Origin of the sequence: Sphingomonas molluscorum, from assembly GCF_039522995.1 — a bacterium.
Taxonomy (GTDB): domain Bacteria; phylum Pseudomonadota; class Alphaproteobacteria; order Sphingomonadales; family Sphingomonadaceae; genus Sphingomonas; species Sphingomonas molluscorum.
This window is the reverse complement of record NZ_BAAAEL010000008.1, coordinates 167,403-194,233: the sequence shown is the minus strand read 5'-3', so window position 1 is coordinate 194,233 and position 26,831 is coordinate 167,403. Positions and strand designations below refer to the sequence as shown.

The following is a 26,831-nucleotide window of genomic DNA, read 5'->3' as shown; positions in this document are numbered from 1 at the left end:
TCTTCTCCGCAATCGCCCTCGCTGCCACCGTCATCTTCTGGCTGTGATCAACGAGTCCTGACCCTAGAAGCCGTCGGACACGGCCTCCAGGACCGTCCGCATCCGGCGCTCGTTGTCGGCGAGCAGACGCGCCTGCTCCCGCGTGGCGCTCACGTCCTGAACCAGGCTGTAAAAGCCCTCTGTTTGCCCGTCGGACGTCAGCTGGGGCAGGTATTCGGCTTGTACGATACGGCGCACCCCGTCGGGAAAGATCAGCTCCTGCTCGAAGGAGAGGTGCTCGCCCGCTAGCACGCCGTCGATGTTCGCTCTCCCCTGGGCGAGCGTTTCCGGGTCCACAACGTCGAACACGGACTGTCCGATCACGTTCTCGCGCTGCCGGCCAAACCACTGTTCGAAGGTCCGGTTCACGAACCGGTATCGCAGATCCTTGTCGACATGCGTGATGAGCACGGGCAGCGCGTCCGCCAGCATCCGCAACTGCTCCTCACTGTCGGCAAGCGCGGCCCTGGCCTGGCTGGTGGCGAGCTTCGCCTCGAGCACGCGCTCGCGGGACGCTGCTTCGCCGCGAAGGTCCGCCAGCCGAAGCGCCCCGGCCACACGCGCGCGCAGCTCCTGGGCGTTGAAGGGCTTCACGATATGATCGTCGGCCCCGGCCTCCAGGCTTTCCACCCTGGCCTCTTCACCAGCGCGTGCTGACAGAAAGATGATCGGGACGGCGGCCGTGGCCGGGTCCGCCCGCAGCTCCCGAAGCAGCGCGAACCCGTCCAGGCCTGGCATCATGATGTCCGACAGGACGAGATCGGGTGCGATCCGCTTTGCCGCCGCCAGGGCTTCCGTGCCGTTCGCGACCGCCGTCACCTCATAGTCGTCGCGCAACAGGCGCTCGACATAGGCGCGCATGTCCGCGTTGTCGTCGGCCAGAAGAAGATGCGGCCGCGCGTCGGGCGGTGACGTCCGCGACGCTACCGCCTCTCCGGGCAGCCAACGAAGCGCTTCTTCGACATAGGCGTCCGCCCGGGCGGACGCGGTAGCTGAAACCGCTGTGTCGCCGATGGTGCGGCCATAGGGGAGGATCACCCTGAAGGTCGCGCCGCGGCCCGGCCCCTCGCTCTCGGCCGATATCGTGCCACCGTGGAGTTGGACCAGCTTCTGGACCAAAGCCAGGCCGATCCCCGATCCTTCATGGCTGCGCGCGTTCTGGCCCTCGATCCGGTGGAACCGCTCGAACAGCCGGGGCAGTTCCTCCGCCGCGACGCCCTCGCCGGTATCCGTCACGGTCAGTTCGACCCCATCGTCCAACGCGGCCAGCCGAACCCGGATCGCTCCCTGATGCGTGAACTTGAAGGCGTTGGACAACAGGTTGAGCACGATCGTCTCGTACATGCTGCGGTCGACCGCCACGGGGCGAGGAAGGGGCTGAACGTCGACGGTGAAGTCCAGCCCGGCCTTCTCCATCGCGGATCGGAAGTTGGAGGATAGATCGGCGGTCAGCGTCGCAAGGTCCACGAGCTCGAAGCTCGCTTCGGCTCGATCGGCTTCTACCCTCGAGAAATCGAGAAGCGCATTGACCAGCCTGAGCAGACGTAGCGCATTGCGATGCGCCATCTCCAGCTCGCCGCGATGCGCAGGCAGGCGGTCAGGGCTGTCGGCCAGAGCGTCCTCCAGCGGCCCGAGCAACAGGGTGAGGGGCGTCCGGAACTCGTGCGACACGTTGGAGAAGAAGGCGGTCTTCGCCCGATCCAGTTCAGCCAACTCCTCGGCGCGCCGACGCTCGTCCTCGCGGGCGCGCGCGTTGCGCATGGCGACCGAAACCTGACCGGCCAGCAGCTCGAAGAACGAGCGATAGCCTTCATCCAGCGAGCGGTTCGGGGATACGCCCGCAATGATCACGCCCAGCGCCGTTCCCTGCGCCCCGGTGATCGGGAGGACAAGGGCACAGCGGACGGGATCGGCATAGGGTCCGCCGACCAGCGGGACCAGGGTCTGCACATGGTCGACCGGGGTCACCTGGCCGCGCAATGCCGCGGCGACGGGCCACACGGCACCCGCCCCCTGATGCATGCGGGGCGGTGCGGCCACGCTGTGCTCCGGGATGCCGACTGCCGCCGTGCGGATCAGCTCGTCACCCTCGCAGAGGTAGATGGCGGCGAAGGGCACGTCGAGCGGATGTTCGGCCATGGTCTCGACGAGGTCGCGGGCGGCCTCGGCGGGTTCGCGCGCTTCACCCGCCCTCGCACCGAGTTCTCTCAACAGGCGCAGCCGTCGTTCGCTCACCAGCTGCTCGGTCACCTCCGAACACACGGCCAGCATGCCGACGATGTTGCCGTCGTCATCTTCGGCCGGCGCATGGCTGACCGAGAAGTAGGCCTCTTCGCGATAGCCGGAACGATGCATCTCCAGCGGCAGGGCCGCCGTCCAGTTCGCCAGGCCCGTCCTCATCACCCGGTCGATCATGGGCCCCAGCGTGTCCCAGGCCTCGGCAAGGGTGATCCGGATATCGTTGCCGAGGCCCGCCGGATGCCGGTCGCCAATCAGCTTCGAATAGGCATCATTGTAGATCTGGGTGAACGCGCCTCCCCAGGTGAGAACCATGGGATATTGGGACGACAAAAGGGTACGCACCGTCGAGCGAAGGCTCTGCGGCCAGCGCTCGACGGGGCCCAGCGGCGTAGCCGACCAATCGATGACGCGACCAAGCGCGCGGATCTCACCGGGGCCGGCAAACAGTTCTTCCGCGGAGCGGGATCGAAGCGGGACAGGATCAGACAAGCTATCGTAACCTTCGCGGTACATCGGCATCGTTGCTTTAGCGGTAAGCCGGTGGGGCCGCTACAGCGGCTCGAGAATGCGCCGGGGCAAGACACGGGTTGGCTGCTCACCTGGAGGCGAGCACCGCAAAGACGGCGAGCTGAAACAAACCTCCGATCCTTCCACAACTTGGCAGACGGGACTCCTCGCTTATTCGCGAATACCGTGCCTATTAGTAACTCCAAGGGCCCGGCCGGGGAGCTTCACGATCACGTGCGGCATGGGATCAATCCTTCGCGACCGGGGCAAGATACTCCTCGTCCGTCACCTTCTCCATCCAGGTTACGGGGGAGCCGTTCACCGCTTCCTGGAGCGCGATGTGGGTCATTGCTTCGTGCTGGGTCGCACCGTGCCAATGCTTGTGCCCGGCAGGGCACCACAGGATGTCGCCGGCATGGAACTCGAGCTTCGGTCCGCCCTCGATTTGGGTCCAGCCCACGCCCTCCGTGACGATCAGCGTCTGCCCCGCCGGATGCGTGTGCCACGCGGTGCGCGCGCCCGGCTCGAAATGGACGATCGCGCCGCTGACGCGGGAGGGATCCGGGCGCTGGAACTGGCCGGTGATGGTGACCTTGCCCGTGAAATACTCTTCGGAGCCGTCCACGGTCTTCATATCTGCCTTGCGGGTGATTTCCATCTTCGGTTCTCCTTGCTGTGCATGCGCGATGGTCGAGAGAGCCAGTGAACCGGCCAGAATTGCCGGGGCGGAGAGCGAGTTGACGATCATCGTCAGTTCGCCGTGAAGCCGCCGTCGACGGGCAGCGCGATTCCGTGGACGAAGCTGGCGCCGGAACTCGACAGCCACAGGACGGCGGCCGCGACTTCCTCGGGTTCGCCAAGGCGCCCGATCACTTGAAGACGCATGATGTCCTCCATCGCCTCAGGCTGGGTTTCCAGCATGCTCGCCACCATCGGAGTGTTGATCGTGGCCGGACAGACTGCATTGATGCGGATGCCGAGCTTGGCGTAGCGCAGTGCGGCGCTTCTGGTCAGCCCGATCACGCCATGCTTGGTGGCGTTGTACGCGGCGAGATCGAGGTTGCCGATCAGCCCGCCGATCGAGGCCATGTTGACGATCGCACCCGATCCTTGCGCCCGCATCTGCCTCAGTTCGTGCTTCATACACGCCCAGGTGCCGCGCAGGTTGATCGCCATGACACGATCGAAGTCCTCGGTCGGCTGGTCGGCCAGATCGCTTGCGGGCGCCTGCACACCGGCGTTGTTGAAGGCGATGTCGAGGCGCCCGAACTCCGCAACCGTCCGTTCGATCGCTGCCGCCACCTGGTCCTCCTCGCGGACATCGCAGGCAAGGCCGATCGCTCTACCGTCGTGGACGCGAATCTCCTCGGCTTCGGCTTGAACGCGTTCTGCCTGCACATCGGTGAGCACCACGATGGCACCCGCTGCGGCATAGGCCTTCGCCGCGGCCAGACCCATGCCCTGGCTTGCGCCAGTCACGAATGCGACCTGGCCCGTGAAGTCGTAGGTAGGGTTCATTGTTGGCCTCCGAAGCTTGTCACCCGGGACGTAGGCCTCGAACCAGGGCGGGATTAGCCCGGCAGCCGTTCATGAGACGGTGAGCGTCGCTCATCGCCCGCGCTCACAAGCCCAAGGGCCGAACTTCGCGGATGAGCTCGATCAGGAGGCGAAGCGCGGTCGGCACCTGGTGGCGGCTGGAATAATAGATGTGATAGCCTGGTCCCTGGGTAGCCCACTCCTCCAGAACCAGACTGAGTTGGCCGCGGGCCACATAGGGCGCGAAGGCCGGTTCCAGACCATAGATGAGCCCCATGCCCTGCAAGCCCAGCGTCAACAGAGCCTGGGTATCATCCACGGTGATCTTGCTCTGAACCGGCAGGGCGAACTCGCCCTCCGGTCCTTCGAACTCCCAATGATAGATACGCCCGTTCCCTAGCCGCACGCCGATGCAGCGATGCTGCTGGAGGTCCTGCGGCGCACCAGGCACCCCGTAGCGCTCCAGATACGCAGGAGATGCCGCCACGACCCAGCGCAGGTTGGCGGAGAGACGCTGGGCGACCATGTCTTCGGGAACGGTGCCGCCATAGCGGATCCCCGCGTCGAAGCCGCTGCCGACCACATCGACCATGCGGTTGGTCGCAACGATGTCGACTTCGATGTCGGGAAAGCGCTCGGCGAACAGCGGCAGCACCGATCCGAACAGCAACGGGACCGCATCGGCGACGACATTCAGGCGGATGCGGCCGGTTGGCGCATCACGGTAGCGATTGAGATCCTCAAGCGCCCGGTCGATCGCGGTGAACGGCTGGCTGATCGCGTCGCGCAGTTCCTCACCCGCCGCAGTCAGCGTGACGCTACGGTTGGTGCGATTGAGCAGCCTGACGCCGAGGCGCCCTTCCAGTCCTTTCAAGGCATGGCTCAGCGCGGATGCGCTGACCCCTACCTCCAGTCCCGCCAAGCGGAAGCTGCGGTGCCTGGCGATGGCCAGGAAGTAGGTGATGTCGGCGAGATCGGATCGGTTCGCAGCCACGGGCTACAGCCGATCGCCTGGATTGATCAGCGTCTCGAAGGATCGAGCATTTTTCTCGAACGCCGCCTGATACATGCCGAAGCCGAGCACGGTGCTGTCGTCCGCAATCAAACGATGGAGCGCTAGACGGATCATGGCTCTAGATCTTTCTGCGCGTCAGCCCCGCCCCTTCGATAGGAACAACCGCATCGAAGGGGAGAAGCGTGGCATCTGTCCGCATCAGGCGATCGCAGGCAACTTCTCCAGATGCTTGTCGAGCGTGATGGGATAGTCGCGCACCCGGACGCCCGTCGCATTGTAGATCGCGTTGGCGACCGCCGCCCCGACCCCGCAGAGCCCCAGCTCGCCCACGCCCTTGGCCTTCAGCGGGTTCGCCGTCGGGTCCGCCTCGTCCAGGAAGATCACCTCCTGGTGCGGGATGTCGGCGTGGACCGGCACTTCATAGCCGGCAAGATCGTGGTTGACGAAGAAGCCGAAGCGCTTGTCGACCTCGAGCGCCTCCATCAGCGCGCCGCCGACACCCATCGTCATCGCGCCGATCATCTGGCTGCGGGCAGTAATGGGGTTCAGGATCCGGCCGGCCGCACAGACCGCCAGCATCCGCCGCACGCGGGTCACGCCCGTATAGGCATCGACCCCAACCTCGACGAAGTGGGCGCCGAAGGTCGACTGCTGCATCTGCTTGCCAAGGTCGCCCCATTCCATCTTGTCCTCGGCGACCAGCTCTCCGGCAGCAACCGCTTGGGCTAGGCTGGCCGAGCGATTGCCGCCGGTGACCTTGCCGCCGGTGAACTGCGCGTCGGCCGAGTTGAAGCCGAGCCGCTGGGCCACCGCCTCGCGCAGCTTGACGCAGGCGGCGTAGACGCCCGAGGTCGCGCTGGCGGCACCGAACTGGCCGCCCGAACCGGCAGAGATGGGGAAGCTCGAATCCCCGAGCTTCACGGCCACCTGCTCGATCGGCACGCCCATCATCTCGGCCGCGGTCTGGGCGATGATGGTGTAGCTGCCGGTCCCGATGTCGGTCATGTCGGTCTCGACCGTCACCACTCCGTCGCGGCCCAGTCGCACGCGCGCGCCGGACGGCAGGGCGAGGTGGTTGCGGAACGCCGCCGCCACGCCCATTCCCACCAGCCAGCGGCCGTCCCGCACCTGGGCGGGCTTCGCCTGGCGACGCGACCAACCGAAGCGGTCGGCGCCTTCCTCCAGGCAGCGGACGAGGTTGCGCTGCGAGAACCGGCGCGTCGGCGTCTTGGGATCGACCTGGGTGTCGTTCTTCACGCGAAAGGCGATCGGGTCCATGCCGAGCTTCTCGGCCACTTCGTCGATCGCGATCTCCAGCGCCATCATGCCCGGCGCTTCGCCGGGCGCCCGCATCGCATTGCCCTCCGGCAGATCGAGCACGGCGAGCCGCAGCGAGGTCAGCCGGTTGGCGCCGGCATAGAGCAGCTCGGTCTGGTTCACCGCGGTCTCTGGGCCGCCGCCGGGCAGATCGCCCGATCCGCTCTCGTGCGCGATGGCGGTGATGGTGCCGTCCGGGGTCGTGCCGATGCGGATGCGCTGGCGCGTCGCCGGCCGGTGCGTGGTGTTGTTCGCGATCAGCGGCCGCTGCAGCGCGAGCTTTACCGGCCGCTTCGCCGCGCGCGCTCCCAGCGCCGCCAGCACCGCGTCGGTGCGCAGGAACAGCTTCCCGCCAAAGCCGCCGCCGACATAGGGCGAAAGGAAGCGAATCTTCTCCTTCGGCATCCCCAGCGTCCTGGCGAGGTCCGAACGCCCCCAGTCGATCATCTGGTTGGACGTCCAGAGCGTCAGCTCGTCGCCGTTCCAGGCGGCGATGGAGGCGAACGGCTCCATCATTGCGTGGCTGTGGTCGGGCGTCGTGTACAGTGCGTCCAGTTTCACCGGCGCGGCGGCAAAGGCCTCCTCGAACTTGCCGACCCGGTGCTCGGGCGGGGATTCGCTGCCCTCGCCGCTGTTGCCCCCCGTCAGCGGTGCCGTCTTCAGCCCCTCGTCCAAGTCGAAGCGGCCGGCGCCCCGGTCATAGTCGACGCGGACCAGCGCGGCTGCTGCGCGGGCCTGCTCGAACGTCTCGGCCACGACGAGGGCGACCGCCTGGTGATAATGGTCGACCTCCGGGCCGCCCAGCAGCTTGGCCGTGTTGTAGTTGCCCTTGCCGAGCTTGCCGGCATCGGCGGCCGTTACGATCGCGATCACCCCCGGCGCCGCCTTCGCGTCGCGCAGGTTCATCGCGCGGATGCGGCCCTTCGCGACCGCGGCTCCCACCACATAGCCATAGGCTGCGTCGGCAATCTCGCGGTGGAACTCATAGGCATAGGGTGCCGTGCCGGTCGCCTTGAGCGGTCCGTCGATGCGGCTGTGGGCGCGGCCCACGACCTTTTGCTGATCGATCGGGTTGGTGCCCGCGGGCGTATCGAACTTCATGCGGACCTCGCTTCGGTCATCACCGCTGCCAGCGTGCGCTCGGCGAGCGGCAGCTTGAATGCATTGTCGTGCGTGGGCTTCGCCCCGGCGAGCAGCCTCGCCGAAACGGCCCTGGCGCCTTGCGGCATCGCCGCCTCCGCTGCCTCGACCCGCCACGGCTTGTGCGCGACGCCGCCCAGCGCGACCCGGCCCGTGCCATCCTTCTGGACGATCGCGGCGACGGACACGACGGCAAACGCATAGGACGCGCGGTCCCGCACCTTCTCGTACATCTGGAACCCGCCCACCGGCTTTGGCAGCGTCACCGCGGTGATCAGCTCACCCGGGGTCAGCACGTTCTCGATGTGCGGCGTGTCTCCGGGCAGCCGATGGAAGTCGGCGATCGGGATCGATCGCGTCTGCCCCTGCGGGTTGACCGTCTCGACCGTGGCGTCGAGCACGCGCATCGCCACCGCCATGTCGCTGGGGTTGGTCGCGATGCAGGCCTCGCTCGATCCGATCACCGCGAGCTGGCGCGAGACACCCCCGATCGCGCCGCAGCCAGAGCCCGGCTTGCGCTTGTTGCAGGGCAGGTTGGTGTCGTAGAAATAGGGGCAGCGGGTGCGCTGGAGCAGGTTGCCCGCGGTCGTCGCCTTGTTCCGAAGCTGGCCGGAGGCGCCGGCCACGATCGCACGGGCGAGCACGCCATAGTCGCGGCGCACGCGCGCGTCGGTCGCAAGATCGGTGTTGGTGACGAGCGCCCCGATCCTGAGGCCGCCGTCCGCGGTCTTCTCGATCTTGTCGAAACCCAGGCCCTGGACGTCGACGAGATGGGTCGGCGCCTCGATCTCCAGCTTCATCAGGTCGAGCAGGTTGGTGCCGCCGGCCAGGAACTTGGTGCCCGGCCGGGCCGCGGCCTGGGCGGCGGCTACCGGGTCCGTGGCGCGCTCGTAGGTGAAGGCCTTCATGCTTTGGCTCCCGCCACTTCGGCCATGGCCTCGGCGATGTTCGAATAGGCGCCGCACCGGCAGATGTTGCCGCTCATCCGCTCGCGCATCTCGATGTTGGTGAAGCCGGGCTTCTTCGTCACGTCGGCCTGCACATGGCTCGGCACGCCGCGCTTGATCTCGTCCAGCACCGCAACCGCCGAGCAGATCTGGCCCGGCGTGCAGTAGCCGCATTGATAGCCGTCGTGGCGCACGAACGCGGCCTGCATCGGGTGCAGCTTCTCAGGCGTGCCCAGGCCCTCGATCGTCGTGACCGTGTCGCCCTGGTGCTGGGCGGCGAGGCTGAGGCAGGAGTTGATCCGGACGCCATTCACGATCACCGTGCAGGCGCCGCACTGCCCGTGGTCGCAGCCTTTCTTGGTGCCGGTGAGGTGCAGGTGCTCGCGCAACGCGTCGAGCAGCGTGGTGCGCGGATCGAGGGTGAGATCGCGCTTCTGGCCGTTCACCTCAAACGAGACGGGCATGGTCGGCACCGCTTCCGCAGCGATTGTCGCTTGCGCTGCCGCGGCGCTCGCCGGCGCAGTCGCGGCGACCGCCGTTGCCGCCCCGCTGGCAAGAACGGTTCGGCGGGAAATTCCAAATTCAGCCTCTGCGGCCATGATAAAGGTTCCTTCCTTCGCCGGTCCGTCGGCGCCGCGCATACGCATGGCCGCACCGCCGTTGCGCGCACCTTCGGTCCTTCTAACGCTTGGCACAGGCGATCGCGCCTGCAAAGCAACTCAACGAAGCGATGAATGCTGCTCACCGAGAAACGGCACGGTGGGAGATCGCCGTCAGCTCGGACGGGCAGATCGGCGGAGGTGGCCCAGCCGCAGCGACAGGGCGGGTAGGTGGGGTGGGGCGATCAGTCAGCGGGAGGTTGGGGTATCGCTCAGCGGACCCTCGACATGGGTGCGGAGGGGGCCTGTGCCACAGCCTGCTCGAAACGAGTGGCGGCACGGCGGGCCAAACCTGCGTGAGGTGTTGGCCGCATGAGGACACCGGCCATCGGTGACAAACCATTGCGATGCCGGAGTTCAGGCGGCCAACAGGAAAGTTGCGCGCTTCTAGATCTGCACGACTCCCATTAGCGCCAGGATCAGCACGGTCGCGATGGCCGAGATCACCAGCGACCCCAGGCAGCCGATCCGGCGGGAGAAGAGCAGGAACAAGGGCCTAGCCCTTCAGCTGCTCAGCGGCGGCGTCGAGTGCGGCGCGATCATTGCCGATCCGGCCGATGAGTTCGCGGGCCTGCTCCGCATGCAAGCCGTGCTTGCGCGCGAAATACTCGACTTCGTAAGGTTCGTCGGCTGCCACCGTCCGGCGATCGCTGCCGCCAATCTTGGTCTTGTCGTCTGCCATTTCCTGCCTCCTGATAGGTAGAACTGGAATCCACGGCACTGCGGACGGGTTCCCGCGCATCGACCGAAGGAGCGTCAGTCGATCTCGATCCGCACCGTCTGCACCCCAGGCGCAACGACGATATCGACGACCTTCGCCCCGCCTTCCGACTTGATCACGCTGACCTTGCCGTTGCGTTCAAGGTGCGCCTGCTTCACGCCTGCGGGGTCCGCCACACCTTCCTCGCGCAGCGCCTCGCTGAGATCGCGGTCGGTCATATGGGCGGCACGGAGCATGTGCTCGTCGACGACGCCTTCGCGGATCAGGATCTCATCGCCTCCCTTGATGAGATGGCCGAAGCCATGCCACCGCACCGCGACGGCCGAGACCAGCCAGTGCAGCGCGACCACGGCCGCGATGGCTGCAAGTGATGGCAGGATGGGCGCGTTGCCGGTGATCGCGCGGCTGGCGATCGATCCTATGACGATGCCGACGATTACGTCGAACGCGCTCGCCCGGCTGAGGAAGCGTTTCTTGCCGATCCGGACGATCGCGAGCGTGGCGACATAGAGGACGACTGCGCGGCAGGCCATCTGTCCGGCCGAAAGCGCCTGCGCCTCACGCCCGATGCCCAGCAACAGTTCTGCCAAGTCCACGTCGTTCCCTTTCCTGCTGCCAATCCGATCGCTCAACGCGGGAAGCGGGCCGCAGTGCGGGCCGGCAGGAAAATAGAAGGGCGACCGGGCTGCGACGAGCGGGGCTCCGGAGCAAGGTGTAAAGACCGTCGACCCGGATCGGCCCGATCAATCGTCCTTGCGCTCAGCTGTCCCCGCTACTCCGAGCTTTGCCGCGACGCGCTGAACTTCTTCGTCGGAAGGCGCGGCCGGAAGCGCTTCGCCGGGGGCAAGGGCTTCGTCAGGGATGCCGGGACCCGTCCCCGCGATGCTTTCGTCCCGCGCGCGTTCGTTTGGGCCGTTGCTGATCTTGCGCTCGTCCATTGCGAACCTCCGTGTGTATCTGGTCAACGCACAGATGCCGCGGATTGCGCCATCGATGTCGCGGTTTTCGGGTTGGGGCGATCCTTGTCCCAGCATCGCGAAACCTTTGATGCTGCCGCCCGTTCGGGGTTTTCCCAATCAGGAGACAGACAGTGAGCACAGGCGAACCTTCGCGCCGGGCGTTGCTTGGCGGGGCGGCGTTGGGTTTGGCGGCGACTGCCGCTCCCGGATTGGCCCAGGGCGCAGGCCCAGGCGCGGCACCGGCTCCGCTGCGGGATCCGCGGAGCAAATATACAGCCGGGCCTTTTCCCGAACAGCGCCAGCCCTGGCCCGGCCTGCAGAGCAAGATGAGCCCGCGGCCGGATTGCGGGGAGACCAGCTACAAGGGCTCGGGCAAGCTCCTGGGCCGGAAGGCGCTGATCACCGGCGGCGACAGCGGCATCGGACGTGCGGCAGCCATCGCCTATGCCCGGGAAGGTGCCGACGTCGCCATCAACTACCACCCGGACGAGGAGCCGGATGCCCGCGAGGTCGTCTCCCTGATCCGCGAGGCCGGGCGCAAGGCAGTGGCCATCCCCATGGACATTCGCGGCCTCGACAATTGCAGGCGCATCATCGCGCGCGCAGTGGAAGGGCTGGGCGGCCTCGACATCCTCGTCAACAATGCCGCCTACCAGCAAAGCAAGGCCGACATCTCGGAGATCAGCGACGAGCAGATGGTCCGGACATTCGAGACCAACATCTTTGCGACCTTCCGCCTCAGCAAGAGCGCCATCCCGCACCTGAAGCCCGGCGCCGTGATCATCAACACGGGTTCGGTGAACAGCTATGATCCGGGCGAGGAACTGCTCGACTACGCCTCGACCAAGGGCGCGATCCTGATCTTCACCAAGGGTCTCGCCAAGCAACTCGCCAAGAAGGGGATCCGCGTCAACATGGTCGCGCCGGGCCCGTTCTGGACGCCGCTGCAAGTCGCCGGCGGGCAATTGCCCGGGAAGCTTGGCGAGTTCGGCAAGGACACGCCGCTGGGACGCGCCGGCCAACCGGCGGAACTGGCGGCGCATTACGTGCTTCTCGCCTCCGACGATTCGGGTTTCACCACCGGTGGTGTGGTCGGGGCGAATGGCGGGAAGGGGAACCCCTGACGCCGCCGGCCCGGTCGCGAGCGCGGGAACTCCTCTGGTTCCCGCGGCTTGAGCCGGCATGACCAAAAACGAATGGATCGCCGCGGGTTGGACGAGCCGGCAGGTGCGGGCGAACGGCATCGAGTTGCATGTCGTGGAGGCCGGACCGGGAGACGGGCAGCCGCTCATCCTGCTGCACGGGTTCCCGGAATTCTGGTGGGCCTGGCGCAAGCAAATCCAGCCCCTGGCCGATGCCGGCTTCCGGGTGATCGTCCCGGATTTGCGAGGCTATAATCTGAGCGAGGCGCCGCAGGGTCTCGCCTCCTACGATCTCGACGTGCTGGCAGCCGATGTGGTTGCCCTGGCCGAGGCTCTCCACGTGCCGCGTTTCAACCTCGTCGGCCACGACTGGGGCGGGGTGATCGCCTGGTGGGTCGCGGCTCGCCACGCCGGCCATGTCGAGAAGCTGGTGATCCTCGACGCGCCGCATCCGGACGTATGGGGAGCGCAGGCGCTCAAGCACCCGACCCAGGCGCTGCGGAGCAGCTATGCCATGTTCTTCCAGCTTCCGTGGCTGCCGGAAGCCGTGTTCGGAAGCTTCGACTTTGCAGGCTTGCGCACGATGATGGAGGGCTCGGCCGCTCCCGGCGCATTCGAGGCGGGAGCGCTCGACCGCTACATGCAGGCCTGGCAGCGGCCGGGGCGGTTTACCGCCATGCTGAACTACTATCGCGCGCTTCGGCATCGAAGGTCCGGCGGATCGGCGCGGATCGCGGTGCCCACGCGTATCCTGTGGGGCGGGAAGGACAGCTTCCTGGAGCCGCATGTCGCACGTGCGAGCCTGGGGCAGTGCGAGCAGGGTGACCTGGAGATCCTGGAGGATGCGACCCACTGGCTGCATCTGGAGCAGCCCGAGCGGGTGACGGCGCGGATCCTCGATCACCTCCAATCTTGAACCGGTCGCCACGACCGGCTGGCGGGGCGGGATAGAAGCGCCCTCGGGATCGTTCGGACGTCACAAGCTTGGATAGTGGGGCTGACGGCATGCGCTTTTCGGGACAGGTGGCATTGGTAACCGGCGCGGGCTCAGGCATCGGCAAGGCCGTTGCCCTGCGGCTGGCGGAAGAAGGCTGCGCAGTCGGGGTGCTGACCCACACCGCCGAGGATGCCGAACAGGTCGCGCGCCAGATCGCGGATGCAGGCGGTCGCGCTCTGCCGCTCGTCGCGGATGTCTCGGCCGAGGATCAGGTGAAGGCCGCGGTCGCCGATCTCGTGCGCGCCTATGGGCGGCTCGATCATGTGTTCGCGAACGCCGGCATCAACGGCGTCTGGGCGCCCATCGACGAACTCGGGCCCGACGAGTGGGACCGTACCATGAACACCAATCTGCGGGGCACCTATCTCACGCTCCACTATGCCGTGCCGCACCTGAAGCATGCGGGTGCCGGCGCCATCGTCATCACGGCATCGGTGAACGGCACCCGGATCTTCTCGAACGCCGGCGCGACCGCATACAGCTGCACCAAGGCGGCGCAGGTCGCGATGGCAAAGATGCTCGCGCTGGAACTCGCCAAGTTTCGGATCCGCGTGAACGTGATCTGCCCGGGGCAGATCGAGACCGATATCGAGGACAGCACGGTACACCGCGACGCGGCGGTCGCGGGCGAGCCGGTCGAATATCCGGAAGGGAAGATCCCGCTGACCGATGGGGAGCCCGGCACCTCGGACGAAGTGGCGGACCTCGTGCTTTTCCTGCTTTCGGATCAGGCGCGACACATCAGCGGCACACCGGTCTGGATCGACGGCGCGGAATCGCTGCTGGTCGGGTGAGGGAAGCGGTGGACGATCTGCAGCCCCGCTGGCTCGTCGAGCTCTTCCTGCCGACCACCTCCAATGAAGGCGCCCCCTTCGCACGAGAGATGTTCGACCGGGTACGCCATGAGCTTCTGCAGGCGTTCGGTGGCGTCACCCTGTTCAGCCGGAGCCCGGCCGAGGGGCTTTGGGCGGAGGGGCGCGGCGACGGCACCGCCCGTGATCGGATGATCACCGCAGAAGTCGTGGTCGACGACGTGGACCGGGACTGGTGGGCCCGGTACCGACGCGATCTAGAAGCCCGGTTTTCGCAGGAAGAGATACTGATCCGCTGCTATCGCATATGGACGCTCTAGGAGCGGGTAGCACAGCGGTGCGGTTGCGGATCGGTACCGCGGGCTGGTCGATCCCGCGCGAAGCCGCCGGGGTGGTGCCGGGCGAGGGAACCCATCTTCAGCGCTACGCGCGCCGGCTCGACGCCGCGGAGATCAACAGCAGCTTTCATCGCCCGCATCGCTCTTCCACCTACGCGCGCTGGGCGGCGAGCGTCCCGCCGCACTTCCGCTTCTCGGTCAAGCTGCCGAAGACCATCACCCACCAGCACAAGCTGGCCGGCTGTGGCGATCTGCTGGGGCGCTTCGCCGACGAGGTCGCGGGCCTCGGCAGCAATCGGGGGCCGACGCTGGTGCAACTGCCACCCAGCCTTGCATTCGAGCCGGCGGTTGCGACCGCGTTCTTCACGGAACTGGCCGCGCGGCTGGGGCCTGCCATCGTCTGCGAACCCCGGCATCCCAGCTGGTTCGAGGAAGCCGCCGAACGACTGCTCCGCGACCATGCCGTCTCGCGCGTGGCTGCCGACCCTGCGGTTCATCCCCGCGCGGCCGAGCCGGGCGGATGGGCGGGGCTGGCCTATTTCCGGCTGCACGGATCGCCGGTCATCTATCGATCCTCATACGATGCGGGCGCGATCGCTCGCCTTCATGACGCGATGGCCGCGGCGGGCACCACCGCTGCCGAGTGCTGGACGATCTTCGACAACACGGCGTCCGGCGCGGCCCTCGCCAACGCATTGCAGCTCATCGAGTCCTTTGGAAGCGAGGAGGATAGGGTCGATGGATTGGGGCGCAACCATTTGGGATAGTTGACGTTTCAGCTCCTCCGACCCGGCAGGGCAAGGCTGTCCGCCGCCCGTTCCCATCCCCTGTTGTCCGCGAGCGTCCATGCGTATCCTTGTCGCCGAAAGTGAGCCGCCCGCCGCCCGCGAGAAGCGGCGGGACAGTGTCGGCCGCAGTTCCGGCGAGACCTTCCTCAAGCGCCTGGGCGACCTGGCGCCGGACGCCAGTTGTGACCGCGTGAAGCCGGCCGACCGCGGAAGCAGGGTGCCCGATGCCGTCGGGCTGGAGGGCTATGACGCGGTGTTCCTCACCGGTTCGCCGCTGCATCTGTACGAGGACACGCCCGAGACACGGCGCGAGATCGACTTCATGCGCGCGGTCTTCCAATCCGGCACCCCTGCCTTCGGTTCGTGCGCCGGTTTGCAGGTGGCGGTGGTCGCGGCTGGCGGCACGGTTCGGGCGATGCAGGAGCGGCGGGAGGCGGGCTTCGCACGCCGGATCGCGCGCCAACCGGCGGGAGAGGGCCATCTCCTCCTCGACGGGCGCCCGCCGGTATTCGATGCGCCGGCGATCCACACCGACGAAGTCGCCGCGCTTCCCGAGGGTGCCCGGTTGCTGGCATCGAACTCGGTGACGCGGGTCCAGGCAGCCGAGATCCGCCACGGGAACGGCATCTTCTGGGGCGTGCAATATCATCCGGAAATCTCGTTGCGCGAAGTCGCCGCGGCCCTCCGCCGCCAATCGGAAGACCTGATCGAGCACGGTCTCGCCCAGAACGAGCAGGACGTGGAAAGCCATGCCGCGTTGGTGGAGGAACTGCACCGCCAGCCCGATCGGCGCGATCTCGCGTGGCGGCTCGGACTGAACGAGCAGGTGACGGATGCGACTGCGCGCATGACGGAGCTGCGCAACTTCCTCACCCATCTGGTGCTGCCGACCCGCTCCGCTCGCGGCCGCGCCTGAGCGGGGCCGACATCCGCCGGTCCTTCCGGCACGTTCGTGCGTTGAGCCTCGGCTTTGCCGCCATCACCTTTCCGGAAGGGAACCGTCCTACGTGAAATATCGAGCCGTATTCTTCGACGTCGACGGGACGCTGGTCGACAGCAACGACATGCACGTGCTCGCCTGGGAGGAAGCATTCCGGAGCATCGAAGCCGATTTCGACCGCGCGACCATCCACGGCCAGATCGGCAAGGGCAAGGACATGCTGGTGCCGACGCTCATCCCTGATGCGGACGCGGACTTGATCGAAAAGCTCGGGGAGGCGCATGGCGCGGTCTTCAAGCCCGACCTGCTGGAACAGGTGCGGCCGTTCCCCGGCGCGCATGATCTGCTCGCCCGCGTGCATGCGGCGGGGCAGACGGTGGTGCTTGCCTCGTCCGCGTCGGCCGAGGAGGTCGATCATTATCTCGACCTGCTCGATGCGCGCGACCTCGTCCAGGCGACCACGAGCTCCGGGGATGTCGAACATACCAAGCCGGCGCCCGACATCTTCGTGGCTGCACTGAAAAAGGTGGCACCCTTGTCGGCAGAGGAGGTGTTGGTGGTCGGCGACAGCCCCTATGACGTGGAGGCTGCCAGCAAATGCGGCATCGCGACGATCGCTTTGCTTTCGGGCAAGTTCCCCGAGGAGACGCTCCGCGAAGCAGGCGCGATCGCGATCTACAACGATGTCGCGGCGCTGCTTGCGGAGTATGACCGCTCCCCGTTGGGACGCTGAGCAGATGTCCGGCTCGCGCGACGAGGACCTGAAAAGCGAGGGCGGTCCAGAGGCCGAGCCCGTGGAAGGTCTGACCGAGGAGGAGGTTGATTCCGTCGACGAGCGCCGCTCGGGCTCGCCCAAGGTCGTCCACGAGGTTATCCGGCTCCAGGGAGACGAGGAGCTCGGAAGGCCGCTGGCCTCGCTGATCTTCTCCGGTTTTGCGGCAGGGGTGGGCCTCAGCGCGTCGATCCTGGCCGAGGCGTTCTTGCAGGAGAAGCTGCCCAAGGAACCCTGGGCGGAGTTGATCTCCTCGCTCGGCTATTCGGTCGGCTACGTGATCGTGATCCTGGGCAACCTGCAACTGTTCACCGAGAATACGGTGACGGCGGTGCTTCCGCTCGCCACTCACCCGACGCGCCGGAACCTTGCCCGGCTGCTTCGTCTCTGGGTCACCGTCCTCATCGCCAACCTGATCGGCACCTTCTTCGTCGCCTTGCTGGTCGCCCATCAGATCATCGTCGGGCCGGAGCAACTCTCCGCCACGCTGGAGGTCTCGCGCTCGCTACTCCGGCACGATGCGATGACGACGCTGATGCTGGGCATGCCGGCGGGCTTCCTGGTGGCGTCGATCGCATGGATCCTGCCGAATGCGCGAGGCAGCGAGTTCTGGGTGATCGTCCTGATCACCTATGTGATCGCCCTGGGTGGCTTCAGCCATGTGGTCGCGGGATCGGGCGAGGCCTGGCTGCTGTGGCTGCAAGGAGAGGTGGGTCTCTCCGATGCCATCGGCCGCATCGTCCTGCCGTCGTTGCTGGGCAACATCATCGGCGGCACCGGCCTGTTCGCGGTGCTCGCCCATGGCCAGGTGCACGGGGAGCTTGATCCGGACGAGGGCGAATAGCGGCAGTTCCTGAGCGCCGGAACCCTGGCGCCGGCCACGCGTCTGCACGGGATGGCAGCAAGGTTCAGGCACCTCGCCGGGATCGCCGTCCTGGCGCCCGCGGCGCTCCTTCCGGTGCCGGCGCTCGCATGCACCCTGTGTCATTCGCCCCAGGCAGCATCCGTGCGCGAACGCCTGCTGGCGGGCGACCTGTGGTGGAATGCCTGCGCGGTCGCGTTGCCGCTGACGCTCCTGCTCGCGGTGGTCGCTCTGGTCCTTCAAGAGCCTGAGGAAAGGTCCCGGTCATGATCGCCAGCCGCCGACCGCTTCTGTCCGCCGGCCTCGCACTCGGCATGGGCATGGGCGGCTTCGTGGACGGGATCCTGTTCCACCAGATCATGCAGTTCCACAACATGCTGTCCGGTCGCATACCGAACACCGACTATGTCGGGGCCAAGGTGAACATGGTGTGGGACGGCTTCTTTCACGCCGGCGTCTGGATGCTCACGGCCATCGGCATCGCGCTTCTCTGGCGCGCGGGGCGTCGGGGCGACGCCGACCTGTCTGGGCGCCTTTTCGGTGGGGCCCTGCTGATCGGCTGGGGCCTGTTCAACCTGGTCGAGGGGGTGATCGATCATCACCTGCTTCAAGTCCACCACGTCTATGAACCGGCCGGGCTCTCCGTGTGGGACGGCCTCTTCCTGCTATGGGGAGCAGGGATGGTCGCGGTCGGCTGGTGGCTGTGTCGGCGCCGCTGAAGGCAGCGAATGCCGGCCATCTGCCCGGCAGGGCGCAACGCTTGCGACCGCGCTGCGTTCTGGACTGGACGAGCGGCCCTTCAGCCACTCCCTCTCTGTCGCGACGAGGAATCCCCCAAGATGCCCGCGATGAACGATCGTGGCCTGTCGAGCCCGCGCCGAAGAGCCGTCCCCACCATTCCGTCGACTGAACAGGATTTCGGCCGACGACGCAAAGGAGCCGACCGATGAGCACGGAACGTAAGGCAACGCTGTACCGGATGGTGCTGCCGGAACACACCTGCCCCTTCGGCGTTCGCGCCAAGGCCATGTTGGAAGCCGCCGGCTACGAGGTCGAAGACCATCTGCTCCGGTCCCGCGAGGAAGTGGACCGGTACAAGGAGGAGCAGGGCGTTTCCACCACGCCGCAGGTCTTCATCGACGGGGAACGGATCGGCGGCAGTGACGATCTCGAGCGCTTCCTTGCCAGCAACTGAGCCCCGGCCAGAAATCCAGGACGTGAAGATCGTCCTGGTGCTTGGCGGCGGCAACGCGCTCGGCGCCTATCATGCCGGCCTGTACGAGGCCCTCCACGATGCCGACATCGAGCCGGAGTGGGTCGTCGGCACCTCGATCGGCGCGGTCACGGGCGCGATCATCGCAGGCAATGCCCCGGAGGACCGGGTGGACCGCCTCCGCAAGCTCTGGCGCCCAGCGGACGAGCAGGGCTGGCCGATGCCGTGGGACATGCTGCCGGAGGGGTGGCGCCGGACCGGTGCCGTAGTGGAAACGCTTCTGACGGGCCGCCCCGGACTGTTCGGGCCGCTCGGCTCCTCTCCCGCGTGGCGGCAGGGGGACGGGGGCGCCGGCTCGCCCGCCGTCTACGACACCCAGGCGCTGAGCAGCACGCTTCAGGATCTTGTCGACTTCGACCTGCTCAACCGCGGCCCGATGCGCATGACGGCCGTCGCGGTCGATATCGAAACCGGTGAGGAGGTTCTGCTGGATACCGCCCGGCAGCGGCTGTCGGCGGATCATATCCGCGCGAGCGCAGCCCTGCTGACCGCCTATCCGGCGGTGGAGGTGGACGGCCGCCTCCTCGGAGACGGCGGACTGTCGATGAACCTCCCGATCGATCCGGTGATGCTCGACTCCGGTTCCACGCCGATCCTGTGCATCGCGTCGGACCTTCTTCCGCTCTCCTCGCGCCGGCCCAAGACCATCGGTGAAGTTGCCGGGCGGATGCAGGATCTCGCTTTTGCGGCCCAATCCCGCAGGACGCTCTCGCGCTGGCGCACCTTTTTCGAGAACGGCTGCCCTGGGCGGGAGACGTGCCGCTCGGTAGCGCTGGTGACCACCGCCTACCGCGACCAGGAGCAAGAGGTCGCCGGCAAGGCGATGGACTTCTCCCCGCGGTCGGTGCTGCAGCGGTGGAACAGCGGACGCCGGGATGGCGACGCACTTGTGCGTAGACTGCGAACGGGCGAGATCACGGTCGGCCAGACCGGTCTCACCCTCCATGATGCTGCCGGTGACGGCAGGATTCCTGCTTGAACTAACGTACGTTAGAAGGCTCCGACAATTCGTCGTATGTTCCCTTTCCAACGGGAACAACCCGATCGCTGGCGGCATTTGAAAGCAGGGCGAAGCAGATCAGGGAGGTGTTGATGGCGACAACGGCGATCTCGAAGGAGATCCTGCCGGTCAGCCCCTACCTCCTGGCGCTGCGCGAAGATCTTCGTCGCCACAAAAAGCCTCTTTCCCGATTCCGCTCGGGTGAGCTCGAGGTGGAGGTGGTCGCCGCCCGGGACGGCGTCTTTGCGATCGTGCGGCGTCCCGGCAAAGGGGGGCTCGCGCTGCGGGCTGCCTTTATCGCCGCACCGTTCGAATGCGAGGTGCTGGATGCCCGGCCCGGCGAATCCGCTCGCCTTCGGGTGATCAGCGGCATGGGCGAGCATCACATTGTCTTCGGGATCGGATCGGAGGCGCTGGAGATCCTGCGCATCACCGTCTGCCTGACCCCTGAAACGTCGATCCTCATCCCGTTTGCGCCGCGGGATATCTATCCCCTCGGGCGCGAGGATGATCCGGTTGCCGCAAGCGGCACGGTCGAAGCGGCCCAGCGGGGTTTGAACGGCGGGCTGCTCTACTTCCGCATCGAGGAGCCGGACTTCGGCAATGTGCTGTATTTCCAGAACCTCACCGCGCTGAACGACTATTATCGGGACACGGGCACCAAGCCGGATGGGGTAGTGGGCGGGGAATGGCCCGAGCTCGGCTATCTCCTGCCGACGCCCGAGCGCGACCAGGATCCGGCGTCCGCGGCGCTGGAGGCGGGCAAGACCGTCACGATCTCCGATGCGATCGTGGTGTTCCGCTACACGGCACCGCCGGACGAACGGGAGTCCGCGCGCCAGTTCATCCAGATGCTGGGCACCGCCTACAAGGCCCTGGAGCTTCCGCCGGTTCAGTATCGCGACTGGGTGGATCGAGCGGAACGGGCTGCCCGCGACTTGGCGGAGGCGCCGGAGGCGACCATCCGCCACTACGGGCACCGCTACGTCCATCCGTATACCGCAGCGGAGTATCCCGACATCATGGTCCAGATGTCGGTAATCACCGCCTTGCACGACTGGGGCAAGTGGCGGGGTGAACCGCATCCTTTGGAAGCCGAACTGAAGGCGGGCCTGCAGAAGTTCTACGATCCGAAGCTCGCTACACTGCGGCGCTATCTTCCCAACGTCGGCAAGGACAAGGACGCCGACGCGGTCGACAGCTGGTACCTGTACCACCCGCTGCTCAACCTCGGCATCCTGGCGCTGGACGGCGACGCGGATGCGCGGGAGCTGTTCCTGTCCTCGCTCGAGTACGGCATCCGGGCCGCGCAGCATTTCGAATACCGATGGCCGATCCAGTACAACGTCACCGACTTCTCCATCATCGAGAAGACCGCGCCTGCCGACGGGCGGGGGCAGACCGACGTGGGTGGCATTTACGCCTGGGTCATGTTGCAGGCGTTCGAGCTGACCGATGACAAGCGCTACCTGGACGAGGCGCGGGCCGCGATCGAAGCGGCGATCGAGTTGCGGTTCAACATCAACTACCAGGCCAATCTCACGGCCTGGGGCGCCGCCGCCTGCATGCGCCTCTGGCGGATCACCAATCGCGAAGTCTATCTCCAGCAAAGCTACGTCTATCTCGCGAGCTTCTTCCACAACAGCGTGTTGTGGGACAGCCAGATCGGCCATGCCGAGAGCTACGAGACCTTCCTCGGGGTAACCTGTCTTCAGGATGCCCCGTACATGGCGATGTACGAATGCTTCGACACCTTCGTCGCGTTCGAGCGGTTTCTGAACGACAGCGGCCCGGAACTCGAACCCGAAGCGCGCATGCTGATCAGTGAGTATTGCAAATACGTCCTGTCGCGTGCCTGGTACTATTACCCGGACGCACTGCCGGCCGAGGCAGTGGCGGACCAGCAGCGCGAGTCCAACGGACACATCGACCCGAAGCTCTCCTTCCCATTGGAAGACCTGTATCCCGACGGGCAGCAGGCGGGGCAGGTCGGCCAGGAGGTCTATGGCGCCGGCGCTGCGTTCATCTTCGCATCACGAGCCTTCCACGATGTCGAGGGTGCACCCTTCCGGATCTACTGCGACTATCTGCTGCGACGGATCGAGCGCACCGGTGAGCGCGCCGTGACGATCACCCTCGACGGGGTGGAGACCTGTACCGCCAACCTTCGGCTCGTGCGGCTGAAGCGGCGCAAGCTTCCCAAGAGCAGCGTTACCACTGCGGGCGGCGATTCGGTCCGCCCACACAGCAGTTCGGAAGACCGCACCGACTACAACGTGCCGGCCAACGGCCGCATCGTCCTCAGCTGGGAATAGACATGGCGATCGAGCATACGTCGCTTGCGGGCAAGCGCATCCTTCTGACGGGCGGTACCACCGGCATCGGTCGCGCGACGCTTGCGCTCCTTGCCGGGCAAGGTGCGCGTGTCCTCACCTTCGGGCGAGACCAGCAGGCACTGGACCAGGCGCTCGCAAGGGCGGGCGGCGGGCAGGACCTGTTCGGCATCACCGCGGACGCAGCGACCAAGGGGGGGATCGACGCCGTCTTCCAGGCAGTCGACGAGAAGCTCGGCGGCGTCGACATGCTGGTCGCCTGCGCGGCACTGGGCGCCGATCCGCTGGACGAGATGGCGGACGAAGACTGGCGCTACGTGGTCCAGACCAACCTGGTCGGCTACCTTGCGTCGGCGAAGGCGGCGATGACGCGGATGGAGGCACAGGGCGGCGGGCACCTGCTCTTCGTCGGTTCGATCAGCACCGAGATCAAGGCGGAGGGCGAGAGCGTCTATTCCGCGACCAAGGCCGGGGTTCAGGCGTTCGCCGAAACCCTCCGCAAGGAAGTGGCGGACAAGAACATCAAGGTCAGCGTGATCCAGCCTGGCTCGGTCGACACCGACATGCAGGAGTGCAGCCCGGAAGAGAAGCGGGAAGCGGTGGCCAAGCAGGAGATGCTCCAGGCAGAGGAAATCGCCGAGGCGATCCTCTTCGTCCTCAGCCGCTCCTCGGCCTGCGACGTCGTCAATCTGCGGATCGAGCCCCGCGTGCAGAAGACGAGCTGAACTTCCCGCCCCATCCCACAACAAGGAGCCGGCCGCTCGATGAAGGCTGCACTCAAGACCGCCGAAGGCACGTTCGTCGTCACCGAGGTCGAGCGGCCGATCCTGCCCGCATCCAACTTCGTGCTGGCACGCGTGCGTGTGGCAGGGATCTGCGGGACCGACCTGCGCCACTGGAAAAAGCACGAGCCGGAGCTGGAATGCCACATCATGGGGCATGAACTGGCCGGCGAAGTGGTGGAAGTCGGCGAGGGCGTCACCAACGTGAAGCCCGGCGACCGCGTCGTGATCGAAACGGTCATGGGCGATGGCGTCTGCGACTATTGCCGCATCCAGCGCTACAACATCTGCGAGCACCTCTACGACGTGCGGACCCAATATGTGTCGCGTGCCTATGGCGAATATGTCGCCGGCCCGGCCGAGAAGTTCTACAAGCTTCCTGACCATGTGAGCTTCGAGGAAGCGTCGCTGATTGACACGTTCTCGGTGTGCCTGCACGCGCAGCACCTGTCCGGACTGGGCATCAACGACACTGTGGCGGTGATCGGCGCAGGACCGATCGGCCTCGGGCAGATGCTACTCGCGAAGGCAAGCGGCGCCGACGTGATCATCTGCGACGTGGTGGAGAGCGCGCTCGAACTGGCACGGGAACTGGGCGCCGATGCGGTGGTGAACAGCGCCACCGAGGATGCCGTCGAGCGGGTGAAGGCCTTCACCGGCGGACGCGGCGCGGACATCGTCTTCGAATGCGCGGGCGGCGAGTCGATGCCCCAGACGCTGCCGCAAGCCACCAAGATGGTGCGCCGTGCCGGCAAGGTCGTGATCGTCGGCGGCTTCGATGCGGGCGAGATCGCGATCCCGCTCGAATGGCAGCGGATCCAGATGTCCGAGATCCAACTGATCCCCAGCGCCAGCTTTGCCATGCACCAGATCTATCGCGAACAGGGGATGGTGCTGGACCTGATCGCGAAGGGACGCATCGACGTGAAGAAACTGATCACCCATCGCTTCCCGCTCGACCGCATCAACGAGGCCTTCGACACGGCCGATCGCAAGCAGGAAACCGGCGCCGTCTTCGTGGCGATCACGCTATGATCGACGGGGCGATCCTTGCGGGCAGGCGGGTCCTGATCACGGGAGGCGCCGGTGGTGTCGGTCGGGCGGTCGCTGCCCGCATGATCGCGGCAGGGGCGCACATCCTGATCACCGACCGCCCGGAGGCGGACCTTGCCGGCGCGGCGGCGGAGCTCGGCGGCGGCGCACCGCTTTACGCCTTCGCGGCCGATCTCTCCACCAGTGCGGGCATCGCTGCGCTCTTCGGGGCGGTGGACGAGAAGCTTGGCGGTCTCGACATGCTCATCGCCTGTGCCGGCGTCGGATCGGGACCGCTCATGGAAATGGACGATGCGGGCTGGCGCTACGTGCTCGAAAGCAACCTTGCGAGTTATGTCGGCTGCACCCGCGCCGCCATCGAGCGGATCCGCGCGGCCGGGATCGACCATGGCATGATCGTGCTCGTCGGCTCGATCAGCGTCCACATCAAAGCGGCGGGCGAGAGCGTCTACAATGCCGCCAAGGGCGGCGTTGCTTCCTTTGCCGAGACGCTGCGCAAGGAACTGATGCCGGAGCGCATCCGCCTGACGTTGATCGAACCCGGTGCGATCGGATCCGCGATGCAGCCCTATTCGGCCGAGGAGCGCAGCCGCTTCATCGAGGAATTCCAGATGCTGCCGCCGGCCGAGGTCGCCGATGCCATCCTCTATGCGGCGACGCGGCCTCGAGGCGTGGACGTGGTAACGCTGCGCATCGAGCCCCTGCACCAGAAGATCTACTAGGTCGTCCCCCTTCGAGCGGGGCGACGGCTCGCCCGAGACCGCCGCAACCCGCAGTATCGCTGCGCGTTCTGCCGCCATGTCCAGCCTCGCGCCATCGCATGCATCGCCCGCCGATTCGGCGCCTCGCATCGCCGTCATCCTCATGGCGGTTCTGCAGATCCTGACGCCGGTGCTTCCGTCACTGGGGATCGGTGAGCCGATCGGTTCCCAGTCCGACGAGGTCCGGACGCTGATCACGCCGGCAGGCTGGGCGTTTTCGATCTGGGGCCTGCTCTACCTCGGCTCGATGCTGTTCGCGATCTACCAGGCGCTTCCGGGGCAGCGGAACGACGCGCTGGTAGCGGAATTGCGGTGGCCCGCGGCGGGGGCGTTCCTGGGCAACGCCCTCTGGGCTGCTTACACGCAGGTTGCCGGGCTGACGGTGATCTCGGTGGCGATCATCGTCTGTACGCTGCTGTGCCTCCTCACCGCCTATCGCCGCATTTCCGATTGGAAGCCGCGCTTCACGACCGGCCAGCGCTGGCTTGCGGTTCTGCCGCTGAGTGCGCTCGCTGCCTGGCTGACCGCGGCGACCATCGTGAACATCGCGGCGGCGCTGCGCTTTCACGGGGTGGAGCTCGAAAACGGTGCCGTGGTGACGGCGCTGGTCGTGCTGGTGGGCGGCATCATCGCGGCAGCGGCGCTGATCCGCGGCTGGGGCAACCCGCCCTTTGCGCTCGTATTCCTCTGGGCGCTCGCCGCCATCTATGCCTCCGGCGGGCAGCAGGCCGGCGTCGTCGCGGCCTCCACTGCGGCCGCCGCGCTGCTCGTCGTCGCTGGCGCTTTGCTTGGTCTACGGCGTACTGGCGCTTCTCGCTGGTTCGGGTAAGTTCTTGTGAGAACGACTTTCCGGTAAGCCGAACGCCGCAAGAAGCCTTGTGCAGGGAAGCTCCGTGAACCGCAGGTGAGGAGGTACCGTCTGCCATGAGGCCGAGCGACGCACTCAGATATACCGGAAGGGCGTTTTCGCTGGCCCTGCTCGCGACCGGCCCCGCGGCGTATGCCCAGGAGGAGAGCGAGGAACGCGCTCCGTGGAGGACCCGCATCGCACTGGGGCCTCAGCTCGTGCCGAGCTTTCCGGGATCCGACTCGGTCAGCGTGCGCCCGCTGATCGACATCGCCCGAGCCCGGGGCGATGATCCGTTTCCGTTCGAGGCGCCGGACGAAGGCTCCGGCCCCATTCTGGCGCGGAGCAACGGGTGGCAGTTCGGTGTCGCATTCGGGTTCGAAGGCGATCGCTCGCGCAACGATACCGACGGGGTGCTGCCCAAGGTTGGCTTCACCGTCGAACTAGGCGGGTTCGTGCAATATGAGGTGGCGCCGGCGTTCCGCCTCCGGACCGAGTTCCGGCAGGGTCTGGGCGGGCATGAAGGGCTGATCGGTACCGTAAGTGCAGACTATGTCGCGCGCGACGGCGACCAGTGGCTGTTCTCCCTGGGCCCGCGCGCCACCTTCGCCAATGGTCGCTACCACCGCGAATACTTCGGCATCAGCGAGGAGACCGCGGCAACGACGGGGCTGCCCGCATACGACGCGGAGGGCGGCTTGCAGTCGGTAGGGGCGACGACCGGCCTCATCTTCCAGGTGACCCCACGCTGGGGGCTTTACAGCTACGCCAAGTACGACCGTCTGGTGGCGGATGCCGGCCGCTCCCCCGTCGTGCGCAACTTCGGCTCGCGCGACCAGCTGTCGGGCGGCGTCGCCCTGAGCTACACCTTCCGCTAGGCCGGCGCGGCTGACGGGCGCGGCATTGCCGCTGCGCGTCCGGCCGACCTCCGGTGATGCATCGCCCGCACCTTCCATTAAGGCTTTCGCGGGAAGGTGCCGGACATGCACCGTTCAGGATCAGGGCACGGCCTCACCGGATTGTCTTGCGCCAAGGCAGGCGCAGATTGTA

Annotated in this window: 28 protein-coding genes; 17 read left to right on the top strand and 11 right to left on the bottom strand. The window is 66.7% G+C overall.

The window, feature by feature from the left end; all coding sequences use genetic code 11:
* Positions 1 to 63 precede the first annotated feature (63 nt).
* From ABDZ92_RS10260 to ABDZ92_RS10210, 11 genes are all read right to left on the bottom strand, one after another.
* Positions 64 to 2,310, bottom strand: coding sequence for an ATP-binding protein (locus ABDZ92_RS10260; RefSeq protein WP_425542288.1), 2,247 nt, complete (start codon positions 2,308 to 2,310; stop codon positions 64 to 66).
* A gap of 724 nt (positions 2,311 to 3,034) precedes the next feature.
* Positions 3,035 to 3,445: a (R)-mandelonitrile lyase gene (locus ABDZ92_RS10255; protein ID WP_125960631.1), complete on the bottom strand. Its 411-nt coding sequence runs from the start codon at positions 3,443 to 3,445 to the stop codon at positions 3,035 to 3,037.
* Between the two features lie 92 nt (positions 3,446 to 3,537).
* Positions 3,538 to 4,305 (bottom strand): glucose 1-dehydrogenase, encoded by a 768-nt coding sequence (locus ABDZ92_RS10250; RefSeq protein ID WP_125960630.1) that lies wholly within the window; start codon positions 4,303 to 4,305, stop codon positions 3,538 to 3,540.
* 103 nt (positions 4,306 to 4,408) lie between these two features.
* Positions 4,409 to 5,317: a LysR family transcriptional regulator gene (locus ABDZ92_RS10245; RefSeq protein WP_125960629.1), complete on the bottom strand. Its 909-nt coding sequence runs from the start codon at positions 5,315 to 5,317 to the stop codon at positions 4,409 to 4,411.
* Positions 5,318 to 5,320: 3 nt separating this feature from the next.
* Positions 5,321 to 5,452: a hypothetical protein gene (locus ABDZ92_RS10240; RefSeq protein ID WP_272695625.1), complete on the bottom strand. Its 132-nt coding sequence runs from the start codon at positions 5,450 to 5,452 to the stop codon at positions 5,321 to 5,323.
* A gap of 84 nt (positions 5,453 to 5,536) precedes the next feature.
* Positions 5,537 to 7,756: an aldehyde oxidoreductase molybdenum-binding subunit PaoC gene (gene paoC, locus ABDZ92_RS10235; RefSeq protein WP_125960628.1), complete on the bottom strand. Its 2,220-nt coding sequence runs from the start codon at positions 7,754 to 7,756 to the stop codon at positions 5,537 to 5,539.
* Positions 7,753 to 8,703, bottom strand: a complete 951-nt coding sequence (locus tag ABDZ92_RS10230; protein WP_125960627.1) for an FAD binding domain-containing protein — start codon at positions 8,701 to 8,703, stop codon at positions 7,753 to 7,755. The genes paoC and ABDZ92_RS10230 overlap by 4 nt, the downstream gene beginning before the upstream one ends.
* Positions 8,700 to 9,341, bottom strand: a complete 642-nt coding sequence (paoA, locus tag ABDZ92_RS10225; RefSeq protein ID WP_125960626.1) for an aldehyde dehydrogenase iron-sulfur subunit PaoA — start codon at positions 9,339 to 9,341, stop codon at positions 8,700 to 8,702. The genes ABDZ92_RS10230 and paoA overlap by 4 nt, the downstream gene beginning before the upstream one ends.
* Positions 9,342 to 9,897: 556 nt before the next feature.
* Positions 9,898 to 10,083 carry a DUF3606 domain-containing protein gene (locus ABDZ92_RS10220; protein WP_125960625.1) on the bottom strand — a complete coding sequence of 62 codons (186 nt, stop codon included), beginning with the start codon at positions 10,081 to 10,083 and terminating at the stop codon, positions 9,898 to 9,900.
* A 74-nt stretch (positions 10,084 to 10,157) separates the two neighbouring features.
* Entirely contained in the window at positions 10,158 to 10,718 is a 561-nt protein-coding gene (locus tag ABDZ92_RS10215; RefSeq protein ID WP_125960624.1) for a DUF421 domain-containing protein, read from the bottom strand.
* A 147-nt stretch (positions 10,719 to 10,865) separates the two neighbouring features.
* Positions 10,866 to 11,060 carry a hypothetical protein gene (locus ABDZ92_RS10210; protein ID WP_125960623.1) on the bottom strand — a complete coding sequence of 65 codons (195 nt, stop codon included), beginning with the start codon at positions 11,058 to 11,060 and terminating at the stop codon, positions 10,866 to 10,868.
* Between the two features lie 347 nt (positions 11,061 to 11,407).
* Here ABDZ92_RS10210 and ABDZ92_RS10205 point away from each other — a divergent pair, with 347 nt between their 5' ends.
* The 17 genes from ABDZ92_RS10205 (at position 11,408) to ABDZ92_RS10125 (ending at position 26,659) form a co-directional block, all read left to right on the top strand.
* The gene (locus ABDZ92_RS10205; RefSeq protein ID WP_241211818.1) at positions 11,408 to 12,205 is read left to right on the top strand and encodes an SDR family oxidoreductase; all 798 of its coding nucleotides are present in this window, start codon (positions 11,408 to 11,410) and stop codon (positions 12,203 to 12,205) included.
* A 58-nt stretch (positions 12,206 to 12,263) separates the two neighbouring features.
* Positions 12,264 to 13,139 carry an alpha/beta fold hydrolase gene (locus tag ABDZ92_RS10200; RefSeq protein ID WP_125960621.1) on the top strand — a complete coding sequence of 292 codons (876 nt, stop codon included), beginning with the start codon at positions 12,264 to 12,266 and terminating at the stop codon, positions 13,137 to 13,139.
* An 89-nt stretch (positions 13,140 to 13,228) separates the two neighbouring features.
* Positions 13,229 to 14,014 carry an SDR family oxidoreductase gene (locus ABDZ92_RS10195; protein WP_125960620.1) on the top strand — a complete coding sequence of 262 codons (786 nt, stop codon included), beginning with the start codon at positions 13,229 to 13,231 and terminating at the stop codon, positions 14,012 to 14,014.
* Positions 14,015 to 14,022: 8 nt separating this feature from the next.
* Complete coding sequence (locus ABDZ92_RS10190; RefSeq protein WP_206432190.1) at positions 14,023 to 14,352, top strand: hypothetical protein; 330 nt, start codon at positions 14,023 to 14,025, stop codon at positions 14,350 to 14,352.
* Positions 14,353 to 14,369: 17 nt separating this feature from the next.
* Entirely contained in the window at positions 14,370 to 15,137 is a 768-nt protein-coding gene (locus tag ABDZ92_RS10185; RefSeq protein ID WP_125960619.1) for a DUF72 domain-containing protein, read from the top strand.
* Between the two features lie 79 nt (positions 15,138 to 15,216).
* Positions 15,217 to 16,074: a type 1 glutamine amidotransferase gene (locus tag ABDZ92_RS10180; RefSeq protein WP_125960618.1), complete on the top strand. Its 858-nt coding sequence runs from the start codon at positions 15,217 to 15,219 to the stop codon at positions 16,072 to 16,074.
* Between the two features lie 91 nt (positions 16,075 to 16,165).
* On the top strand, positions 16,166 to 16,831 hold the full coding sequence (locus ABDZ92_RS10175) for an HAD family hydrolase (RefSeq protein WP_164521247.1): 666 nt from the start codon (positions 16,166 to 16,168) through the stop codon (positions 16,829 to 16,831).
* Positions 16,806 to 17,714, top strand: coding sequence for a formate/nitrite transporter family protein (locus ABDZ92_RS10170; RefSeq protein WP_241211817.1), 909 nt, complete (start codon positions 16,806 to 16,808; stop codon positions 17,712 to 17,714). Before ABDZ92_RS10175 ends, ABDZ92_RS10170 begins: the two co-directional genes overlap by 26 nt.
* A 284-nt stretch (positions 17,715 to 17,998) precedes the next feature.
* Complete coding sequence (locus tag ABDZ92_RS10165) at positions 17,999 to 18,451, top strand: DUF2243 domain-containing protein (RefSeq protein WP_125960616.1); 453 nt, start codon at positions 17,999 to 18,001, stop codon at positions 18,449 to 18,451.
* Between the two features lie 227 nt (positions 18,452 to 18,678).
* A complete protein-coding gene (locus ABDZ92_RS10160) occupies positions 18,679 to 18,927 on the top strand; it encodes a glutaredoxin domain-containing protein (RefSeq protein WP_125960615.1) in 249 nt (82 codons plus the stop codon).
* Between the two features lie 22 nt (positions 18,928 to 18,949).
* The gene (locus ABDZ92_RS10155; protein ID WP_164521246.1) at positions 18,950 to 19,984 is read left to right on the top strand and encodes a patatin-like phospholipase family protein; all 1,035 of its coding nucleotides are present in this window, start codon (positions 18,950 to 18,952) and stop codon (positions 19,982 to 19,984) included.
* Positions 19,985 to 20,097: 113 nt separating this feature from the next.
* Positions 20,098 to 22,320, top strand: coding sequence for a hypothetical protein (locus ABDZ92_RS10150; protein WP_125960613.1), 2,223 nt, complete (start codon positions 20,098 to 20,100; stop codon positions 22,318 to 22,320).
* 2 nt (positions 22,321 to 22,322) lie between these two features.
* Positions 22,323 to 23,063: an SDR family oxidoreductase gene (locus tag ABDZ92_RS10145; protein ID WP_125960612.1), complete on the top strand. Its 741-nt coding sequence runs from the start codon at positions 22,323 to 22,325 to the stop codon at positions 23,061 to 23,063.
* 39 nt (positions 23,064 to 23,102) lie between these two features.
* The gene (locus ABDZ92_RS10140; RefSeq protein ID WP_125960611.1) at positions 23,103 to 24,155 is read left to right on the top strand and encodes a zinc-dependent alcohol dehydrogenase; all 1,053 of its coding nucleotides are present in this window, start codon (positions 23,103 to 23,105) and stop codon (positions 24,153 to 24,155) included.
* Positions 24,152 to 24,895, top strand: a complete 744-nt coding sequence (locus ABDZ92_RS10135) for an SDR family oxidoreductase (RefSeq protein WP_125960610.1) — start codon at positions 24,152 to 24,154, stop codon at positions 24,893 to 24,895. Before ABDZ92_RS10140 ends, ABDZ92_RS10135 begins: the two co-directional genes overlap by 4 nt.
* Positions 24,896 to 25,037: 142 nt before the next feature.
* Complete coding sequence (locus ABDZ92_RS10130; protein WP_241211816.1) at positions 25,038 to 25,763, top strand: hypothetical protein; 726 nt, start codon at positions 25,038 to 25,040, stop codon at positions 25,761 to 25,763.
* 95 nt (positions 25,764 to 25,858) lie between these two features.
* The gene (locus tag ABDZ92_RS10125; protein ID WP_125960608.1) at positions 25,859 to 26,659 is read left to right on the top strand and encodes a MipA/OmpV family protein; all 801 of its coding nucleotides are present in this window, start codon (positions 25,859 to 25,861) and stop codon (positions 26,657 to 26,659) included.
* Positions 26,660 to 26,831 lie beyond the last annotated feature (172 nt).